At 60.8% G+C, this 16,511-nt stretch carries 18 protein-coding genes; 14 read left to right on the forward strand and 4 right to left on the reverse strand.

The window, feature by feature from the left end; all coding sequences use genetic code 11:
* The first annotated feature begins 336 nt into the window (after positions 1-336).
* The 13 genes from coxB to rnhA all read left to right on the forward strand — a co-directional run bounded on the left by coxB (position 337) and on the right by rnhA (position 10,399).
* Positions 337-1,221, forward strand: coding sequence for a cytochrome c oxidase subunit II (gene coxB, locus ASD52_RS15860; RefSeq protein WP_025426171.1), 885 nt, complete (start codon positions 337-339; stop codon positions 1,219-1,221).
* Positions 1,222-1,241: 20 nt separating this feature from the next.
* Positions 1,242-2,930: a cytochrome c oxidase subunit I gene (gene ctaD / locus ASD52_RS15865; RefSeq protein ID WP_025426172.1), complete on the forward strand. Its 1,689-nt coding sequence runs from the start codon at positions 1,242-1,244 to the stop codon at positions 2,928-2,930.
* A 98-nt stretch (positions 2,931-3,028) separates the two neighbouring features.
* A complete protein-coding gene (locus ASD52_RS15870) occupies positions 3,029-3,985 on the forward strand; it encodes a heme o synthase (RefSeq protein ID WP_025426173.1) in 957 nt (318 codons plus the stop codon).
* Entirely contained in the window at positions 3,985-4,125 is a 141-nt protein-coding gene (locus ASD52_RS39335) for a hypothetical protein (RefSeq protein ID WP_025426174.1), read from the forward strand. Before ASD52_RS15870 ends, ASD52_RS39335 begins: the two co-directional genes overlap by 1 nt.
* Before the next feature lie 12 nt (positions 4,126-4,137).
* Positions 4,138-4,737 carry a cytochrome c oxidase assembly protein gene (locus tag ASD52_RS15880; protein WP_025426175.1) on the forward strand — a complete coding sequence of 200 codons (600 nt, stop codon included), beginning with the start codon at positions 4,138-4,140 and terminating at the stop codon, positions 4,735-4,737.
* Positions 4,738-4,801: 64 nt separating this feature from the next.
* Positions 4,802-5,680, forward strand: a complete 879-nt coding sequence (locus ASD52_RS15885) for a cytochrome c oxidase subunit 3 (protein ID WP_025426176.1) — start codon at positions 4,802-4,804, stop codon at positions 5,678-5,680.
* Between the two features lie 99 nt (positions 5,681-5,779).
* Complete coding sequence (locus tag ASD52_RS15890; RefSeq protein ID WP_057211512.1) at positions 5,780-6,274, forward strand: L,D-transpeptidase family protein; 495 nt, start codon at positions 5,780-5,782, stop codon at positions 6,272-6,274.
* On the forward strand, positions 6,271-6,654 hold the full coding sequence (locus ASD52_RS15895) for a DUF983 domain-containing protein (protein ID WP_025426178.1): 384 nt from the start codon (positions 6,271-6,273) through the stop codon (positions 6,652-6,654). Before ASD52_RS15890 ends, ASD52_RS15895 begins: the two co-directional genes overlap by 4 nt.
* A gap of 52 nt (positions 6,655-6,706) precedes the next feature.
* A complete protein-coding gene (locus ASD52_RS15900) occupies positions 6,707-7,390 on the forward strand; it encodes an SURF1 family protein (RefSeq protein ID WP_239637574.1) in 684 nt (227 codons plus the stop codon).
* A gap of 154 nt (positions 7,391-7,544) precedes the next feature.
* On the forward strand, positions 7,545-7,910 hold the full coding sequence (locus tag ASD52_RS15905; protein ID WP_025426180.1) for a DUF1304 domain-containing protein: 366 nt from the start codon (positions 7,545-7,547) through the stop codon (positions 7,908-7,910).
* 3 nt (positions 7,911-7,913) lie between these two features.
* Positions 7,914-8,921, forward strand: a complete 1,008-nt coding sequence (ispH, locus tag ASD52_RS15910; RefSeq protein WP_025426181.1) for a 4-hydroxy-3-methylbut-2-enyl diphosphate reductase — start codon at positions 7,914-7,916, stop codon at positions 8,919-8,921.
* A 36-nt stretch (positions 8,922-8,957) separates the two neighbouring features.
* Positions 8,958-9,938 (forward strand): homoserine kinase, encoded by a 981-nt coding sequence (locus ASD52_RS15915; protein ID WP_025426182.1) that lies wholly within the window; start codon positions 8,958-8,960, stop codon positions 9,936-9,938.
* Positions 9,935-10,399, forward strand: coding sequence for a ribonuclease HI (gene rnhA / locus ASD52_RS15920; RefSeq protein ID WP_025426183.1), 465 nt, complete (start codon positions 9,935-9,937; stop codon positions 10,397-10,399). The genes ASD52_RS15915 and rnhA overlap by 4 nt, the downstream gene beginning before the upstream one ends.
* Before the next feature lie 46 nt (positions 10,400-10,445).
* Here the strand turns inward: rnhA and ASD52_RS15925 are convergent, their stop codons facing one another.
* Both ASD52_RS15925 and ASD52_RS15930 read right to left on the reverse strand, forming a co-directional pair.
* The gene (locus ASD52_RS15925) at positions 10,446-10,931 is read right to left on the reverse strand and encodes a peroxiredoxin (RefSeq protein ID WP_025426184.1); all 486 of its coding nucleotides are present in this window, start codon (positions 10,929-10,931) and stop codon (positions 10,446-10,448) included.
* 139 nt (positions 10,932-11,070) lie between these two features.
* A complete protein-coding gene (locus tag ASD52_RS15930; protein WP_025426185.1) occupies positions 11,071-11,919 on the reverse strand; it encodes a protein-disulfide reductase DsbD domain-containing protein in 849 nt (282 codons plus the stop codon).
* 169 nt (positions 11,920-12,088) lie between these two features.
* Here ASD52_RS15930 and ASD52_RS15935 point away from each other — a divergent pair, with 169 nt between their 5' ends.
* Complete coding sequence (locus ASD52_RS15935) at positions 12,089-12,694, forward strand: YqgE/AlgH family protein (protein WP_025426186.1); 606 nt, start codon at positions 12,089-12,091, stop codon at positions 12,692-12,694.
* A 117-nt stretch (positions 12,695-12,811) separates the two neighbouring features.
* Here the strand turns inward: ASD52_RS15935 and ASD52_RS15940 are convergent, their stop codons facing one another.
* A complete protein-coding gene (locus tag ASD52_RS15940) occupies positions 12,812-15,718 on the reverse strand; it encodes an EAL domain-containing protein (protein WP_025426187.1) in 2,907 nt (968 codons plus the stop codon).
* On the reverse strand, positions 15,718-16,329 hold the full coding sequence (locus ASD52_RS15945) for a GNAT family protein (RefSeq protein WP_025426188.1): 612 nt from the start codon (positions 16,327-16,329) through the stop codon (positions 15,718-15,720). Before ASD52_RS15945 ends, ASD52_RS15940 begins: the two co-directional genes overlap by 1 nt.
* Positions 16,330-16,511 lie beyond the last annotated feature (182 nt).

The following is a 16,511-nucleotide window of genomic DNA, read 5'->3' on the forward strand; positions in this document are numbered from 1 at the left end:
ATCATCAGGGCTATTCTTGAAGCGCGCGGGAGAAAATGAAAAGCCCTGTGGGGTACATTCCAGCGCCATATGGCGGAAATTGGGCTCGCGGAGCGCCATTGTCGCGCTGATGTGGCGTGATAGCGCCGTCAGTGGCGCAGACCGGGACATATAAGTCGATTCGCTGGGGGTTCCGAGGGGTGCCTGTGAGAAAAGTCGCATTTGTGCAAAAATGCCGCATGGGGTTGATTGCACAGATGTTGCGGCGTTGGGCAAACTGTGGTTTGAAGCGCTGCAGTATCGCAGGGATTCTGCGTTCCGGTTTGATCCTGATCAAGCGCATTGGGGAGACATATTGTGAAAAATAAGGCTTATGCAGTTATGGCAGCGCTTGCCTGTCTGCTTTTTGCTTCGAGCGCCTTCGCTGACAAGCCTGTCGATTGGCAGACGAACTTTCAGACGGCTGCGACGGGCATTATGGAAGAGATCACGTGGTTTGAGCACTATACCCTGTGGTTCATCATTCCGATCACTCTTTTTGTCCTCCTGCTGCTGATTGTCGTGGTGGTCAAATTCCGTGAGAGCGTCAACCCGGTTCCCTCCAAGACCAGCCACAACACCGCTATCGAAGTTGTCTGGACCGTTGGTCCGGTCATCATCCTGCTATTCCTGGCGATCCCGTCCTTCCAGCTTCTGACCGCGCAGCTGACGCCGCCGCAGAATCCGGACCTGACGGTCAAGGCGACGGGCAACCAGTGGTACTGGTCCTATGAATATGAAGTCGGCGAAAGCCCGCTCTCCTTCGACAGTCTGCTGATGAAGGAAGAAGATCGTGCGGGTCTCGGCAAGGAAGACAAGGCCGAATACCCGCGTCTGCTCGCCGTCGACAACGAAGTCGTCGTTCCGGTCGGCAAGACCGTTCGTGTGCTCGTCACGGCTGCCGACGTCATCCACGCTTTCGCAATGCCTGCCTTCGGCGTTAAGATCGATGCCGTTCCCGGCCGCCTGAACGAAACCTGGTTCAAGGCTGACCGCGAAGGCCTCTATTACGGCCAGTGTTCCGAGCTCTGCGGCAAGGACCACGCCTATATGCCGATCGCCATCCGCGTTGTTTCGCAGGAAAAATACGACGCCTGGCTCGCTGCCGCCGCAACCAATATCGGCGATGCGAACAAGGCGCTCATGGCGTCCATCGACGGCGCGGCCAAGGCCGTTGACGTCGCTGCCAACGCCGCACAGTAATCGGAAGGGGAGCTCGACCCATGGCTGGAACAGCCGCTCATCACGACCAACGCCATGATCACTCCGATCATGGTCACGCAGACCACGCGCACAAGCCGTTGACCTTCTTTCAGCGCTGGTTTCTGTCAACCAACCACAAGGACATCGGCACGCTCTACCTGATCTTCGCGATCATCGCGGGCATCATCGGCGGCACGCTGTCGGTGTTCATGCGCGCCGAGCTGCAGGAACCGGGCATCCAGATCTTCCACGGTCTGGCGCAGATGGTTTACGGCTTCGAGGGCGATGCTGCCATCGACGGCGGCAAGCACATGTTCAACGTGTTCACGACCGCGCACGCGCTCATCATGATCTTCTTCATGGTCATGCCGGCGCTGATCGGGGGCTTCGCCAACTGGATGGTTCCGATCATGATCGGCGCGCCGGACATGGCGTTCCCGCGCATGAACAACATCTCCTTCTGGCTGATCATTCCGGCCTTTCTGCTGGTTCTGCTTTCGATGTTCGTCGAAGGTCCGGCAGGCGCCTATGGTGCGGGGGGCGGATGGACGATCTATCCACCATTCTCGACATCAGGCATGCCCGGGCCGGCGATGGATCTTGTGATCCTTGGCCTGCACATCGCCGGTGCCTCGTCGATCCTCGGCGCGATCAACTTCATCACCACGATCCTGAACATGCGCGCTCCGGGCATGACGCTGCACAAGATGCCGCTGTTTGCCTGGTCGGTTCTGATCACCGCCTTCCTGCTTCTGCTCTCGCTGCCGGTTCTGGCAGGTGGCATCACCATGCTGCTGACCGACCGCAACTTCGGCACGGCCTTCTTCGCGCCTGAAGGCGGCGGCGACCCGATCCTGTTCCAGCACCTGTTCTGGTTCTTCGGTCACCCGGAAGTGTACATCCTGATCCTGCCGGGCTTCGGCATCGTCAGCCACATCGTTTCCACCTTCTCGCGTAAGCCGATCTTCGGCTACCTCGGCATGGCCTACGCCATGGTCGCGATCGGCGCCGTCGGCTTCATCGTGTGGGCGCACCACATGTACACCGTCGGCATGTCGCTCGACACGCAGCGTTACTTCGTCTTCGCGACGATGGTTATCGCTGTTCCGACCGGCGTGAAGATCTTCTCGTGGATCGCGACGATGTGGGGTGGTTCGATCCGCTTCACGACCCCGATGGTCTGGGCGATCGGCTTCATCTTCCTGTTCACCGTCGGTGGTGTCACGGGCGTTCAGCTCGCCAACGCCGGTCTCGACCGTTCGCTGCACGACACCTACTACGTGGTTGCTCACTTCCACTACGTTCTGTCGCTCGGCGCCGTGTTCGCGATCTTCGCTGCCTGGTACTACTGGTTCCCGAAGATGACCGGCTACATGTACTCCGAGTTCCTCGGCAAGCTGCACTTCTGGGTCATGTTCATCGGTGTGAACTTGATCTTCTTCCCGCAGCACTTCCTGGGTCTCGCCGGCATGCCGCGCCGCTACATCGACTATCCGGATGCCTATGCCGGCTGGAACATGGTGTCGTCCTACGGCTCGTACATCGCAGCCGTCGGCGTGCTGATCTTCCTCTTCTGTGTCGCTGAAGCCTTCGCAAAGAAGCGCGTCGCTGGCGACAATCCGTGGGGCGAGGGTGCGAACACGCTGGAATGGCAGCTGTCTTCGCCGCCGCCGTTCCACCAGTGGGAACAACTCCCGCGCATCAAGTGATGGGAAAGAAACAGAAGCCGCCGATCCCGGCGGCTTCACCCCGCCGGAGAACCGGCAAAAGACGGCCCGTATGGGCAAAAGACGATCAAGGACGAGACATGACGGTCATCGACAATCACGAAGCAGTTGGCAGGGGTGGTGCACCGCGCCTGTCCGAGGCCTCTGCACGCGATTATTTCGAGCTTCTGAAACCCCGCGTCATGTCGCTCGTTGTGTTCACTGCGCTTGCAGGCCTCGTGCTTGCACCCGGACATATCAATCCCTTCATTGGTTTCATCGCCATCCTGTGCATCGCTGTTGGCGCCGGCGCCTCAGGCGCGCTCAATATGTGGTATGACGCCGACATCGACGCGGTCATGACCCGCACGGCCAAGCGCCCGATCCCTGCAGGCAAGATCCTGCCCGAGGAAGCCCTCGCCTTCGGCCTGACGCTCTCCGCCTTTTCCGTGATCATCCTCGGGCTCGCCGTCAATTGGCTCGCAGCCGGGTTGCTCGCCTTCACCATCTTCTTCTACGCCGTCATCTATACGATGTGGCTCAAGCGCTCGACGCCGCAGAACATCGTCATCGGCGGTGCTGCCGGTGCCTTCCCGCCGATGATCGGCTGGGCGTGCGTGACCGGCGGCGTATCGGTGGAAAGCATCGTCCTGTTCCTCATCACCTTCCTGTGGACGCCAGCGCATTTCTGGGCGCTGGCGCTGTTCAAGATGGGCGACTACGGCGCCGTCGGCGTGCCGATGCTGCCCAACGTCTGCGGCCAGGCAACCACCAAGAAGCAGATCGTCATCTATGCAGTCCTGACGGCCCTGATCGGCATCTGTCCCACCTTGCTCGGTTTTGCGAGCATCGGGTATGGCGCGGTTGCAGCGGCACTAGGCCTGGGCTTCGTTTGGTATTCGATCGGCGTGCTGCGCATGCCTGAGGCGGATGAGCGCATGCTGCCCGCCAAGAAGCTTTTCGCCTTCTCGATCATGTATCTGTTCGTGATCTTCTCCGCCCTGATGGCGGATCACCTGATCGTCAATATCTGGCTGAATGCCGGGAGTGTTGCCTGATGGAAACCGTCAAGCTGAACGAAGCCCAGAAGAAGTCCCGCCGCGGCCGCAACATTGCGCTCGGTATCGTGCTGGCTGGCCTGGTCGTCCTCTTTTACGTCGTCACGCTGATCAAGTTCGGCAACGGCATGGTCAACTGAGGGAAGCGCGATATGACGACCTCTCAGGACCCTCAGCAGAAGCAGCGCTCCAACGGCGCTATCGTCGGTACTTGCATTGCCTTCGTCGTCGGCATGACCGGCATGGCCTATGCGGCCGTGCCGCTCTATGACATGTTCTGCCGCGTCACCGGCTATAACGGCACGACGCAGCGCGTCGAGCAGGCATCGGATGTCATTCTCGACGAAAAGGTCAAGGTGACCTTCGACGCCAATACCTCCGGCGGCCTGCCGTGGGAGTTCAGGCCGGTTCAACGCGACATCGATGTGCGGATCGGCGAGACGGTACAGGTGATGTACCGCGCCAAGAACCTTTCGTCGAAGCCGACGACCGGGCAGGCGACGTTCAACGTCACGCCGATGCAGGCCGGTGCCTATTTCAACAAGGTTCAATGCTTCTGCTTTACCGAGACAACACTGCAGCCGGGAGAGGAGATGGAGATGCCGGTGGTATTCTTCGTCGATCCGGACATGGTCAAGGCGGTAGAGACCAAGGACATCAAGACACTGACACTTTCCTACACCTTCTACCCACGCGAGCCGTCGAAGCCGGTCGCACAGGTGAAGACGGGCGAAACTGAGAACAAACTTTGACTGGAGGCCCGTTTCGGCTATGCCGAAAGGGCGACAAGAGAAAGACCTATCGGGGATTACTGACATGGCCGATGCACATCAGAAGAATCACGACTACCACATCATCGACCCGAGCCCCTGGCCGTTGCTTGCCTCGATCGGCGCATTCGTCATGGCGTTCGGCGGTGTCGGCTACATGCGCTATCTCTCGGGCGGCTCCTTCAAGCTGTTCGGCGCTGACCTTGCCAATCCGTGGGTCTTCTTCATCGGCCTCACAGTCGTTCTCTACACCATGTACGGCTGGTGGTCGGACACGGTGAAGGAAGCGCACGAGGGTCACCACACCCGCGTCGTCTCGCTGCACCTGCGCTACGGCATGATCATGTTCATCGCTTCGGAAGTGATGTTCTTCGTCGCCTGGTTCTGGGCCTACTTCGACGCCAGCCTGTTCCCGGGCGAAGCCATTCAGGCAACCCGCGCCGCCTTCACCGGTGGTGTCTGGCCGCCGAAGGGCATCGAGGTTCTCGACCCCTGGCATCTGCCGCTCTACAACACCGTCATCCTGCTGCTTTCCGGCACGACGGTCACCTGGGCGCACCACGCACTGCTCCACAACGACCGCAAGGGCCTCGTCTACGGCCTGTCGCTGACGGTCGTGCTCGGCGTGCTGTTTTCCTACGTCCAGGCCTACGAATACGCTCACGCTCCGTTCGCCTTCAAGGACTCGATCTACGGCGCGACCTTCTTCATGGCGACCGGCTTCCACGGCTTCCACGTTCTCGTTGGTACGATCTTCCTGCTCGTCTGCCTGCTGCGCGCGCTGCGTGGCGACTTCACGCCGAAGCAGCACTTCGGCTTCGAAGCGGCGGCCTGGTACTGGCACTTCGTTGACGTCGTCTGGCTGTTCCTCTTCTTCTCCATCTACATCTGGGGTGGTTGGGGCGCGCCGGTCGCTCACATGTAAGAAGATTTGAGCGCAAGCTCTTCTCGATAAGGCGGCTGCGACCATGCAGCCGCCTTATTTTTTGTTTGCATTACGGCGGAATCGATGGGGCGAGCCGACATGAATATTCGCGTGGCTGCGGTGACGACGGCCTGGCTTCTGGCAGGATGCTTTTCAGCCTCTGCCGGCGATCCGGCCGACCGCGTGGTGGTGCACAAGGAGAAGCGCATCCTGCAGCTCTACCGGGGTGGAGAGATGCTGCGCCAGTATTCGGTCGCTCTTGGCGGCAATCCCATCGGTCACAAGGAACGCGAAGGTGACCGGCGAACGCCGGAAGGCCTCTATGTCCTCGATTGGCGCAACGACAAGAGCGGCTATCACCTGTCGATGCACGTCTCCTATCCGAGACCCGAGGATATCAAGGCAGCGGCAGCTAAGGGCGTCGACCCCGGTGGCATGATCATGATCCACGGCCAGCGCAATTATTTCGGCTGGCTGGCGTTTATGACGCAGATGTTCGATTGGACGGACGGCTGCATTGCGGTTACGAATGCCGAAATGGATGAAATCTGGGACCTGGTTCCCAACAACACCCCGATCGAGATCAATCCGTGAGTGACGACAAAGCCCTCTATCCGCCGGTCGACCCGGTCATGGCAGGTATCAAAGGCCATTGCCCGCGATGCGGCCAGGGAAAGCTGTTCGATGGGTTCCTGACGGTAAAGCCCGCCTGCGCCAGCTGCGATCTCGACTATCGTTTCGCCGATTCCGGCGATGGTCCTGTCGTCTTCGTCATCCTGATTGTCGGCTTCATCGTCGTCGGTGCGGCACTGTGGATGGAGGTAAACCTCAATCCACCGCTCTGGCTGCATTTCCTGCTCTGGATACCGCTGGCGATCGTGCTCAGCCTCGGCCTGACGCGCATGCTGAAGGGCATCCTTATCAACCTGCAGTATCGCAACAACGCGCGGCCCGGCGAGATCGACCGTGGCTGAGATCGAGACCAGGAAGAAGGGCAGCCTTGTTGCGCGCCTCGGCGCATTCGCCGTGCTCGCTATCGTCTTCGCCATCCTCATTTCGCTCGGCACCTGGCAGATGCAGCGGCTGCACTGGAAAGAGGGCCTGCTTCAAGCGATCGCTGAACGGCGGTCGGCGCCGCCGGTGACGCTTGCCGAGGTCGAAAAGATTTCAGCCGAAGGCGGCGATATCGATTATCGCACCGTCAATGTTTCCGGCACCTTCGACCACAGCAAGGAGCGGCACTTCTTCGCGACCTACAACGGTCGCACCGGCTACTATGTCTTTACGCCGCTGAATATCGAGGACGGCCGTGCCTTGTTCGTCAACCGCGGTTTCGTTCCCTTCGAACTGAAGGATTCGTCGACCCGTCTCGCGGGCGAGCTTCCGGCGTCCGTGGCCATCCATGGCCTCGCAAGGCCGAAGCTCGCCGAAAAGCCGTCGTCGCTGGTCCCGGACAATGACCTCGCCAAGAATATCTTTTACTGGAAGGACCTCGACACGATGGCATCTTCGGTCGGGCTTCCCGCCGAGAAGGTCGTACCGTTCTTCGTCGACGCCGATGCTACGCCCAATCCGGGTGGGCTTCCGATCGGCGGCGTTACCCAGTTCGACCTGCCGAACAGCCATCTGCAATACGCGCTGACCTGGTACGGTCTTGCCGGAGCCCTGGTCGTCGTCAGCGGCGTTTTTCTGATGCGGCGCAAGCCATAGGCGGGCCTCTACAGCGCCGCGCGTCTTATTATCGCAAAGGTCGCTGTAGCACTTTGATTTGCTGCATGTTTTTATCCTTAAATCGAATAGGACTTAAGGAAACAGGCTGTAGCGCCGTGCTATCCCTGACCGACGCAGTTGGGGGACATGTGGAATGGGTTTGATATCGACGATCCTGATCGCGCTGACGGCGCTGTTGCATCTCGGTTTTCTCGTGCTGGAGATGTTTCTGTGGACGAGGCCTGAGGGACGTTCGGTGTTCCGCATGACGGTGGAGCAGGCGGAAGCGACCCGGGTGCTCGCCGCCAACCAGGGGCTTTACAACGGCTTTCTCGCGGCTGGTCTTTTCTGGTCTCTTCTGCAGCCGGAGGCGTCATTTGCCTTCGAGTTGAAGGTGTTCTTCCTTGTGTGCGTGATCGTTGCCGCTATATATGGCGCGTGGTCCGTCAAGCCGCGCATCCTGTTGATCCAGGGCGGCCCGGCGATTGCAGCCCTTGTTTTCGTTCTACTGGCATCCTGATCCATGGCATCATCCGCGGCAAAATCCCCGATCACCATTCGCCTTTGCGGGCCGCGCGGTTTCTGCGCCGGCGTCGACCGGGCGATCCAGATCGTCGTCCTGGCGCTGAAGGAATTCGGCGCGCCGGTCTATGTTCGCCACGAGATCGTGCATAATCGTTATGTGGTCGAAGGGCTGGAAGCCAAGGGTGCCATTTTCGTCGAGGAACTCGACGAGATCCCGCCGGAGCATCGCAAGCAGCCGGTGGTGTTTTCCGCCCATGGCGTGCCGAAATCGGTGCCTGCGGATGCCGATACACGCAATCTCTTCTATCTCGACGCCACATGTCCGCTGGTCTCTAAGGTGCACAAGCAGGCGATGCGCCACAACCGGCTGGGCCGCCACGTGGTGCTGATCGGCCATGCCGGTCACCCCGAAGTCATCGGCACCATGGGGCAACTGCCGGAAGGCGCGGTATCGCTCGTCGAGACGATCGAGGATGCGGACGTCTATATGCCGCCGGATCCGGAAAATCTCGGTTTTGTTACCCAGACCACACTCTCCGTCGACGACACTGCCGGGGTCATCAAGCGGCTGCATGAGCGCTTCCCCAATCTGACTGCGCCGGCTGCGGACTCGATCTGCTATGCCACCACCAACCGCCAGGAAGCGGTCAAGCAGGCGGCACCCGGCTGCGATCTGTTCCTGGTTGTCGGTGCGCCGAACTCGTCGAACTCCAAGCGCCTGGTCGAAGTGGCGCTGAAAGCCGGCGCGAAAAAGTCCGTTCTCGTGCAGCGGGCAGCGGAAATCGACTGGGATTCGATCGGCGAAATCTCGACCGTCGGCCTGTCTGCCGGCGCATCGGCGCCTGAGGTCATCGTCAACGAGATCATCGAGGCGTTCCGCGAGCGCTACGACGCCGTCGTTGAACTTGCCGACACCGTCGAGGAAAATGAGAACTTCCTCGTCAACCGCGAGATCCGGCACGTGCCGCTGACCGCCGCCGACATGGCCTTCGTCAACGGCGAATAACCCGCATATCTTGCCCGCATTTGAAAGTGAACGACCGTGGCAGTTTACACCGATATCACGGAAGACGACCTGAGCGCCTTTCTCGAGGCCTATGACGTCGGCCAGCTGACGTCCTACAAGGGCATCGCCGAGGGGGTCGAAAACTCCAACTTCCTGCTGCACACGACAAAGGGCGCCTATATCCTCACGCTCTACGAGAAGCGGGTGAACGCAGGTGACCTGCCGTTCTTCCTGGGGCTGATGCATCATCTGGCCGATCGCGGGCTTTCCTGTCCGCTGCCCCTGCCGCGCTCCGACGGCGAACTGCTGGGCGAATTGTCCGGCCGTCCGGCCGCCATGATTTCGTTCCTCGAAGGCATGTGGCTTCGCAAGCCGGAGGCCAAGCATTGCCGCGAGGTCGGCAGGGCGTTGGCTGAGATGCATGTCGCTAGCCAGGGCTTCGACCTGAGGCGCACCAATGCGCTTTCGGTCGGCGGTTGGCGGCCGCTATGGGTCAATTCCGAGGCGCGCGCCGACGAGGTGCAGACCGGCCTTAAGGACGAGATTTCCGCCGAGCTTGCGCATCTCGAGAGCCATTGGCCGAAATCGCTGCCGGATGGTGTCATCCATGCCGATCTGTTCCCCGACAATGTCTTCTTCCTCGGCGACCAGCTTTCCGGCCTGATCGACTTCTATTTCGCCTGCAACGATTATCTCGCCTACGATGTGGCGGTCTGCCTCAACTCGTGGTGCTTCGAAAAGAACGGCTCCTACAATATCACCAAGGGCATGGCGCTGCTTTCGGGTTATGAGAGCGTGCGCAAGCTGACGGCGGATGAGGTCGAAGCCCTGCCGCTGCTCTGCCGCGGTTCGGCACTGCGCTTCTTCCTGACGCGCCTCTACGACTGGCTGATGACGCCGGCCGGCGCCTTGGTGGTGAAGAAGGATCCGCTCGAATATTTGACCAAGATCCGGTTCCACCGGGCGATCGTTTCCAGCGCCGAATACGGCCTCCGGATCGAAGAGACCTCTGCATGAAACACGTTGATATTTTTACGGACGGCGCCTGCTCGGGCAACCCCGGGCCGGGCGGCTGGGGCGCGGTGCTGCGCTACGGCGAGGTGGAAAAGGATATGTGCGGGGGCGAGGCGGAAACGACCAACAACCGCATGGAGCTTCTGGCGGCGATCTCGGCGCTGGATGCGCTGAAGAACGCCTGCGAGGTCGACCTGCATACCGACAGCAAATATGTGATGGACGGCATCTCCAAGTGGATCCACGGCTGGAAGAAAAACGGCTGGAAGACCGCGGACAAGAAGCCGGTGAAGAACGGCGAACTCTGGCAGGCGCTGGACGAGGCCAACCGCCGCCATAAAGTCACCTGGCACTGGGTTAAGGGCCATGCCGGCCATCCGGAAAACGAGCGCGCCGACGAACTCGCCCGCAAGGGCATGGAGCCCTACAAGAAGGGGCGCCGTCCGGATCCTCTCGCAAAATGAAAAACGGGCCGCATGGCCCGTTTTTCATTCGCAGTGACGTCTAAGCCTAGAGCTGCTCCAGCATCGCGGCGGCGCCCGATACGGTCGCCTGGCCCGGGCTTTCCTCAAGATTGAGCGTCTTCACCACGCCGTCTTCGACAAGCATCGAATAACGCTTGGAGCGGACGCCGAGCGTGCCGGCGGACAGATCGATATCCATGCCGAGTGCCTTGGTGAACGCGGCATTCCAGTCCGAGAGAAAGTGGATCTTGCCCATGCCGCCCGACGATGTCGCCCAGGCACCCATGACATGCAGGTCGTTGACGGCAACCACGGCGATATCATCGATACCGCGCGACAGGATCGCGTCACGGTTTTCGAGATAGCCGGGCAGATGGTTGAGCGAGCAGGTGGGGGTAAAGGCGCCCGGCACGGCAAAGAGCACGACGCGCTTGCCCTTGAAAAGCTGTTCGGTCGTCACTTCCACCGGACCATCGGCGGTCTTTTCCTTGAAGGTAGCAGCGGGCAGCTTGTCTCCGACGGCAATGGTCACGGCATTCTCCTTGCGTTGCGCGCATGGCCAGACCGGCGTTCCGGCAGGGCGTTGTCGCGGCTTGAGTTGTGCGTCCGGGTGTCTCCGGCGATTGTTTTTGGACCCAACCGCCTGAAACCGGCAAGACTATAGAGGCGCATCAATCAAAGGCAAGGGTCGTTTCCATGCTGCGCCCGCCGGCGCGCACGGTGAGGATGACCGGCTTTCCCTTCAGCGTCTTATCCTTGCCGGAGAGCCGAACGGGGATCTCGGCCTTTAGCTCCGCACCTTCCGCCTGAGTGATTGCCGGCTTGCCGAAGGAGACGCCTGAGGCGCCGGCAAGAAACAGTTCGCGGTGCTCCTTGCCGGTGTCCGGCGGTAGCTTCAACGAGAGGCGCACCGCTGCCTTGTGCTCGTCATAAACGGCGGTTGTCACCTTGAAATCCTCGGAGGGCGGTTCCGGCAGGGCGGCGACTGCACCGTCGATGCGGGCGGCATCGAGCGGGTTGTCGAAGTCGTCATGCTTGAGCGTCAGATTCAGTTCGCCCTGCACCGGGATGCAGATGTCCTCGCAGATCCCGAGGAACACCGAGGCGCGGATCTTCACGTCTCCCTTGCCGTGCAGGCGCTTCAGCGTCAAGGGGAAGGCGACTGACTTGTCGTAGCCGACATAGCGCACCACCCCGTCGTCGAAGGTCTTGGGCACGGGAAAGCCGATCTTTTCAAGAACGACTCCTTCGGCCGGATCAAGCGTGATCTGCGGGGGAATGCCGCTAGCGCCGGGCTCGCGCCAATAGGTCTTCCAGCCGGGGTTCAGCTTGACCTCGAGCGTCGCCGGGATCGTGCCATCCTTTTGCAATGGCGCGGCAACAATGCGGATCATGCCGCCGGTTGATGTCATCCATTCGCTGGTCGCCGCCTGGGCGCTGGCAGGCAGAAAAAATGCGAGGAGAAGGCTTGCCGTGCCGATGCGCTGGACCATGTTCTGATATGTGGGACGTTTGATCATGGCCAAAGCAATATCGCTTTTGCCGGCAACGCTCCAGACGCCCCTTTGGGCGTGGAGATCATAAATGTTTGATCAAGCAGAACAGGGTAAACGCGGTACGTGCATTATTTGGCGGTCGCGACGTTGAAGCGCTTTTCATTTCGCGACGAATTGGTAGGCTGTCCGCATTATGGCGATACCCATGGCACAGAAGAAACGGGAACGCGGTTTCCTTGACGGTCAGTTCCTGATCGCCATGCCTGGGATGTTTGACACGAATTTTGCCCGCACCGTCATCTTCATCTGCGCCCATTCGGACGACGGCGCCATGGGCTTCATCCTCAACCGGCCGCAGCAGCTGACCTTCCCCGATGTGCTGATGCACCTCGAAATCCTCGACGAGGACGAGGCAATCCGTCTGCCGGCGATGACCCGCGATTTCCAGATTCAGGCGGGCGGCCCGGTCGAGACCGGGCGTGGTTTCGTGCTGCACTCTGACGATTATTTAAGCGATTCCAGCATTCCGGTCAGCGACGATATCTGCCTGACCGCCACGCTCGACATCGTCCGTGCGATCTCGCGCGGGGAGGGGCCGCACCGGGCGACGATGATGCTGGGTTATGCCGGCTGGGGTCCCGGCCAGCTTGAGGCGGAGATCACCCAGAACGGCTGGCTGACCTGCCCGGCGCGCGAAGAGCTGATCTTCGACAAGGCGCTCGGCGACAAATACGATCGCGCTCTGGCATTGATGGGCGTCAGCCCGGCGATGCTGTCGATCGAGGCCGGCCACGCCTGATACCCGGCGCCGGATCCGGCCATGAACTGTAATCCAGATTGCCTCAATCAGATTCGTCCATGAGACATCCGAGGCTGCGTGTATCCGCAGCCTTGCAGTGGCGCACCCTTGTGGAGCTTAAGCCCGTTTCATCAGCGGAAATCGCTCTTTCAACAGCCGCAGGATCGACTCCGAACCGATCGGCGGGCCGAACAGGAAGCTCTGGCCGTAGTCGCAGCCCATCTGTGAAAGCTGGATAGCGTCTTCCTCGGACTCGATGCCTTCGGCCACAACCTGCATGTCGAGTTCGCGTGCCATGGTGATCACCGAGCGCAGCAGAATGCCGCGCTTATCGCTCGGGTCTCGCACCAGCGCCTTGTCGATCTTGATCGTATCGAAGGGGAAGCGGGTGAGATAGGAGAGCGACGAGTGGCCCGTGCCGAAGTCGTCGAGCGCCAGCTTCAAGCCGGCTTCCTTCAGCTTCTCAAGCACCAACCGCGCCTGCTCCGGATTCTCCATGACAAGAGATTCGGTCAGCTCCATCTTCACCTTGGCCGGGTCGCAACGGTTCTTGTTCAGCACGGCACGAACGTCGTCATAGAGCTCGTTGTTGAGCAGCTGCGCGCTGGAGAGATTGATCGACACGAAGATCGGCAGATCGCCGGTCTGGATCTGCCATTCCGTGAGGTCGCTGGTCGCCTTGTCGAATGCGAACATGCCGAGCTGGTTGATCAGGTCGGAATTCTCGGCGATCGGGATGAACTCGGTCGGCGAGACATTGCCGCGCTTGGGGTGATCCCAGCGCATCAGCGCCTCGAAACCGGCAATCTCGGCGTCGCTGAGCCGCACGATCGGTTGGTAGACCAGCGACAGTTCCTTGCGCTCGATCGCTCGCTTGAGATCGGCTTCGAGCTGCATGCGATCCGAGCCGGAGGTTCTAAAGGCTGGACGGAAAGGCTCGACGCGGTTGCCGCCTTCCTTCTTGGCGCGGAACATCGCAAGCTCCGCGTCGTCGATCAGGCCGGCAGCGCTCTGCTCCTGGTCGAGCCAGGAGACGAGGCCGATGGACGCGGTGAGGTTGATTTCGCGGTTGCCATAGTTGAGCGGCACCATGATCGCCTTGCTGACCGCGTCGGCGAAATCGGCGACCTTGGCCGGGTCGCGCTCCGACATCAGGATCAGCCCGAACTGGTCGCCGCCGAGGCGCGCGAGCGTGTCTTGCGGGCGCAGCAGCCGGCGCAGCCGGCGCGTCAGTGCGATCAGGATGTTGTCACCGGCGGCAATGCCGAGCAGGTCGTTGACCTGCTTGTAGCGATCGATATCAATCGCCAGAACGGTCGGGCGTGCGGTCGTGGTGTCGGCCATCAGCAGGATGGCCTGCAGGCGGTCGAGGAAGACCTGACGATTGGGAAGGCCGGTCAGATTGTCATGCAGCGCGTTGTGCAGCAGACGTTCGACCGAGTTGCGCTGCTCGGTGATGTCGATGATCGTGCCGACGCAGCGGATGATCTCGCCATTGGCGCCAAGCACCGGGCGGGCGCGGATCGACAGCCAGTGATAATGGCCATCCTCTGCACGTACACGGAATTCGTGGTTGAGCTTGCCGCGGCGGTGTTCGAGCAGGACGTCGAGCGTGGCACGGAAGCGATCGCGGTCATCGGGGTGCAGGCGCGGCAACCAGTTGCGCAAGGGGCCGTGCATCGAGCCCATGGAGAGACCGAGCTGCAGGGAGATATCGGGAATGGTGACGACGCGGTCACGCGCCACATCCCAGTCCCAGACCGTATCGCCGGAACCCGTCAGCGCCAGCGACTGGCGCTCAAGATCGGAGAACAGGCCCTGCTGGTAGGCGCCGCCGGCAAAGGCGTGCTGCATGACGGTGAAGCCGATCAAGAGCACGATCAGGACGAGGCCGCCGCCAAGTGCTGGCTGGACGATGTCGTTTGCCAGCTGGCCGGTGACGGTCAGCCACGCGCCGAACAGCCAGACCAGAATGAGCAGCCAGGCGGGGACCAGCAGGATGGCGCGGTCGTAACGGTTGAAGCCGAGATAGGCGATCAGCACGATCCCGACCGTTGCCGTCAGTGCGAATGAGAGGCGGGCGATACCCGATGCGATTGCCGGATCATAGACCGCAACGCCGAAGAGCAGGCCAAGGCCGAGGATCCAGGCGAGTGTCGCATAACCCAGATGCTGGTGCCAGCGATTGAGGTTGAGATAGGTGAAGAGAAAGATCACCAGGCCTGCCGCGAGGAACACCTCGGTTCCCGCTCGCCATATTCGCTCGTCGCCGGCCGTGACGCTGATGAGCTTGGACAAGAAGCCGAAATCGACGCAGATATAGGCAAGCACCGCCCAGGCGAGTGCTGCCGTTGCCGGCAGCATCGAGGTTCCCTTGACCACGAACAGGATCGTCAGGAACACCGCGAGCAGGCCGGCGATGCCGAGAACGATGCCGCGATAGAGCGTGAAGGCGTTGACCGTGTCCTTGTAGGCGTCCGGTTGCCAGAGGTAGATCTGCGGCAGCTCAGGCGTCGCCAGCTCTGCGACGAAGGTGATGACCGCGCCTGGGTTGAGCGTGATCTGGAAGACGTCCGAATCGTCGCTCGGCAGCCGTTCGAGCGCAAAGCCCTCGCTCGGCGTGATCGACAGCATGCGTTGCGACCCGAGGTCGGGCCAGAAGAGCTTGGAATTCACCAGGCGAAAATGCGGCGCGACGATCACGCGGTCGAGCTGTTCGCCCGAAACGTTGGCGAGCGCGAAAACCGCCCAGTCGCCCTGGTGGTTCTCGGTGCTGGAACGCACTTCGATGCGCCGGACGATACCGTCAGCGCCTGGCGCCGTCGAAACCTGGAAGGCTTCGCTGCGGCCGCTATAGATCTCGGTCGTCGCGGTCAGGTCGAGTGCGGTGTCTTCGCGTGAAATCTTGACCGGCTCAAGAGCATGGGCAATGCCGCTAAAGGCGCAGAACAGCGTCGTGAGAGCGATCAGAAACGCTGCCAGCTTCGAGGCTGACCATGCGAAGGGCGAGCGGGTTAGAGGCATCAAAGGGGCAATTTCCTGTTCGGTACGGCATCATCGGACAGGAGAGAGAAAAGCACATGGTCACGCCATTGCCCGTTAATCCTCAAGTACTGTCTTAAGTAGCCTTCACGCTCAAAACCGGCCTTTTCAAGGAGCCGGATGCTTCTTGAGTTCTCCGGAATACAGGCTGCTTCAATACGGTGCAACTCAAGGCTCGAAAAGATGTAGGGAATCGCAAGCTTGAGGGCGGCAAACATGTGGCCGTGGCCGGCATGACGCTCGCCCATCCAGTAGCCGATCATGCAGTTTTGCCCGGCACCGCGACGGATGTGGCCGATGGTGATCCCGCCGAGCAGGGTCTCCGCGGGCTTGTGGAAAAGAAAAAGCGGTACGGCCTGGCCGGATGCGAATTCCTGCTCATTGCGGATGACGCGGCCGCGAAAGGCGCTTTCCGTCATTTCGTCGGCGCGCCAGGTCGGTTCCCACGGTTCCAGAAAGCCGCGGCTCTCGCTTCGAAGGTGGTACCATTGGCGATAATCGGCGTAACGGGGGAGGCGGAGCAGGTAATCCTGGTTGGCGATCTCGATCGTCTCGGGCTGTCGCGACAGGAACCGAAAAACCGATCGTGTCATATGTGCCTCCGAGGCCTTCCAGTTGAACGCGCGGAAGATCCTTAACCGCCCGGCGCACGGCGCCCTTTGCGCTGTCGCAAATCCGAGCGTTGCACAACTTTGCGCACAAATCGAATCCGATTTTACGAAAAGTCGCAAACACTTCGCCGGCCGGGCGCCATGGCAGTCCCGGCCGAGATCCG

Source organism: Ensifer sp. Root142, assembly GCF_001426785.1.
Classification (GTDB): Bacteria; Pseudomonadota; Alphaproteobacteria; order Rhizobiales; family Rhizobiaceae; genus Ensifer; species Ensifer canadensis.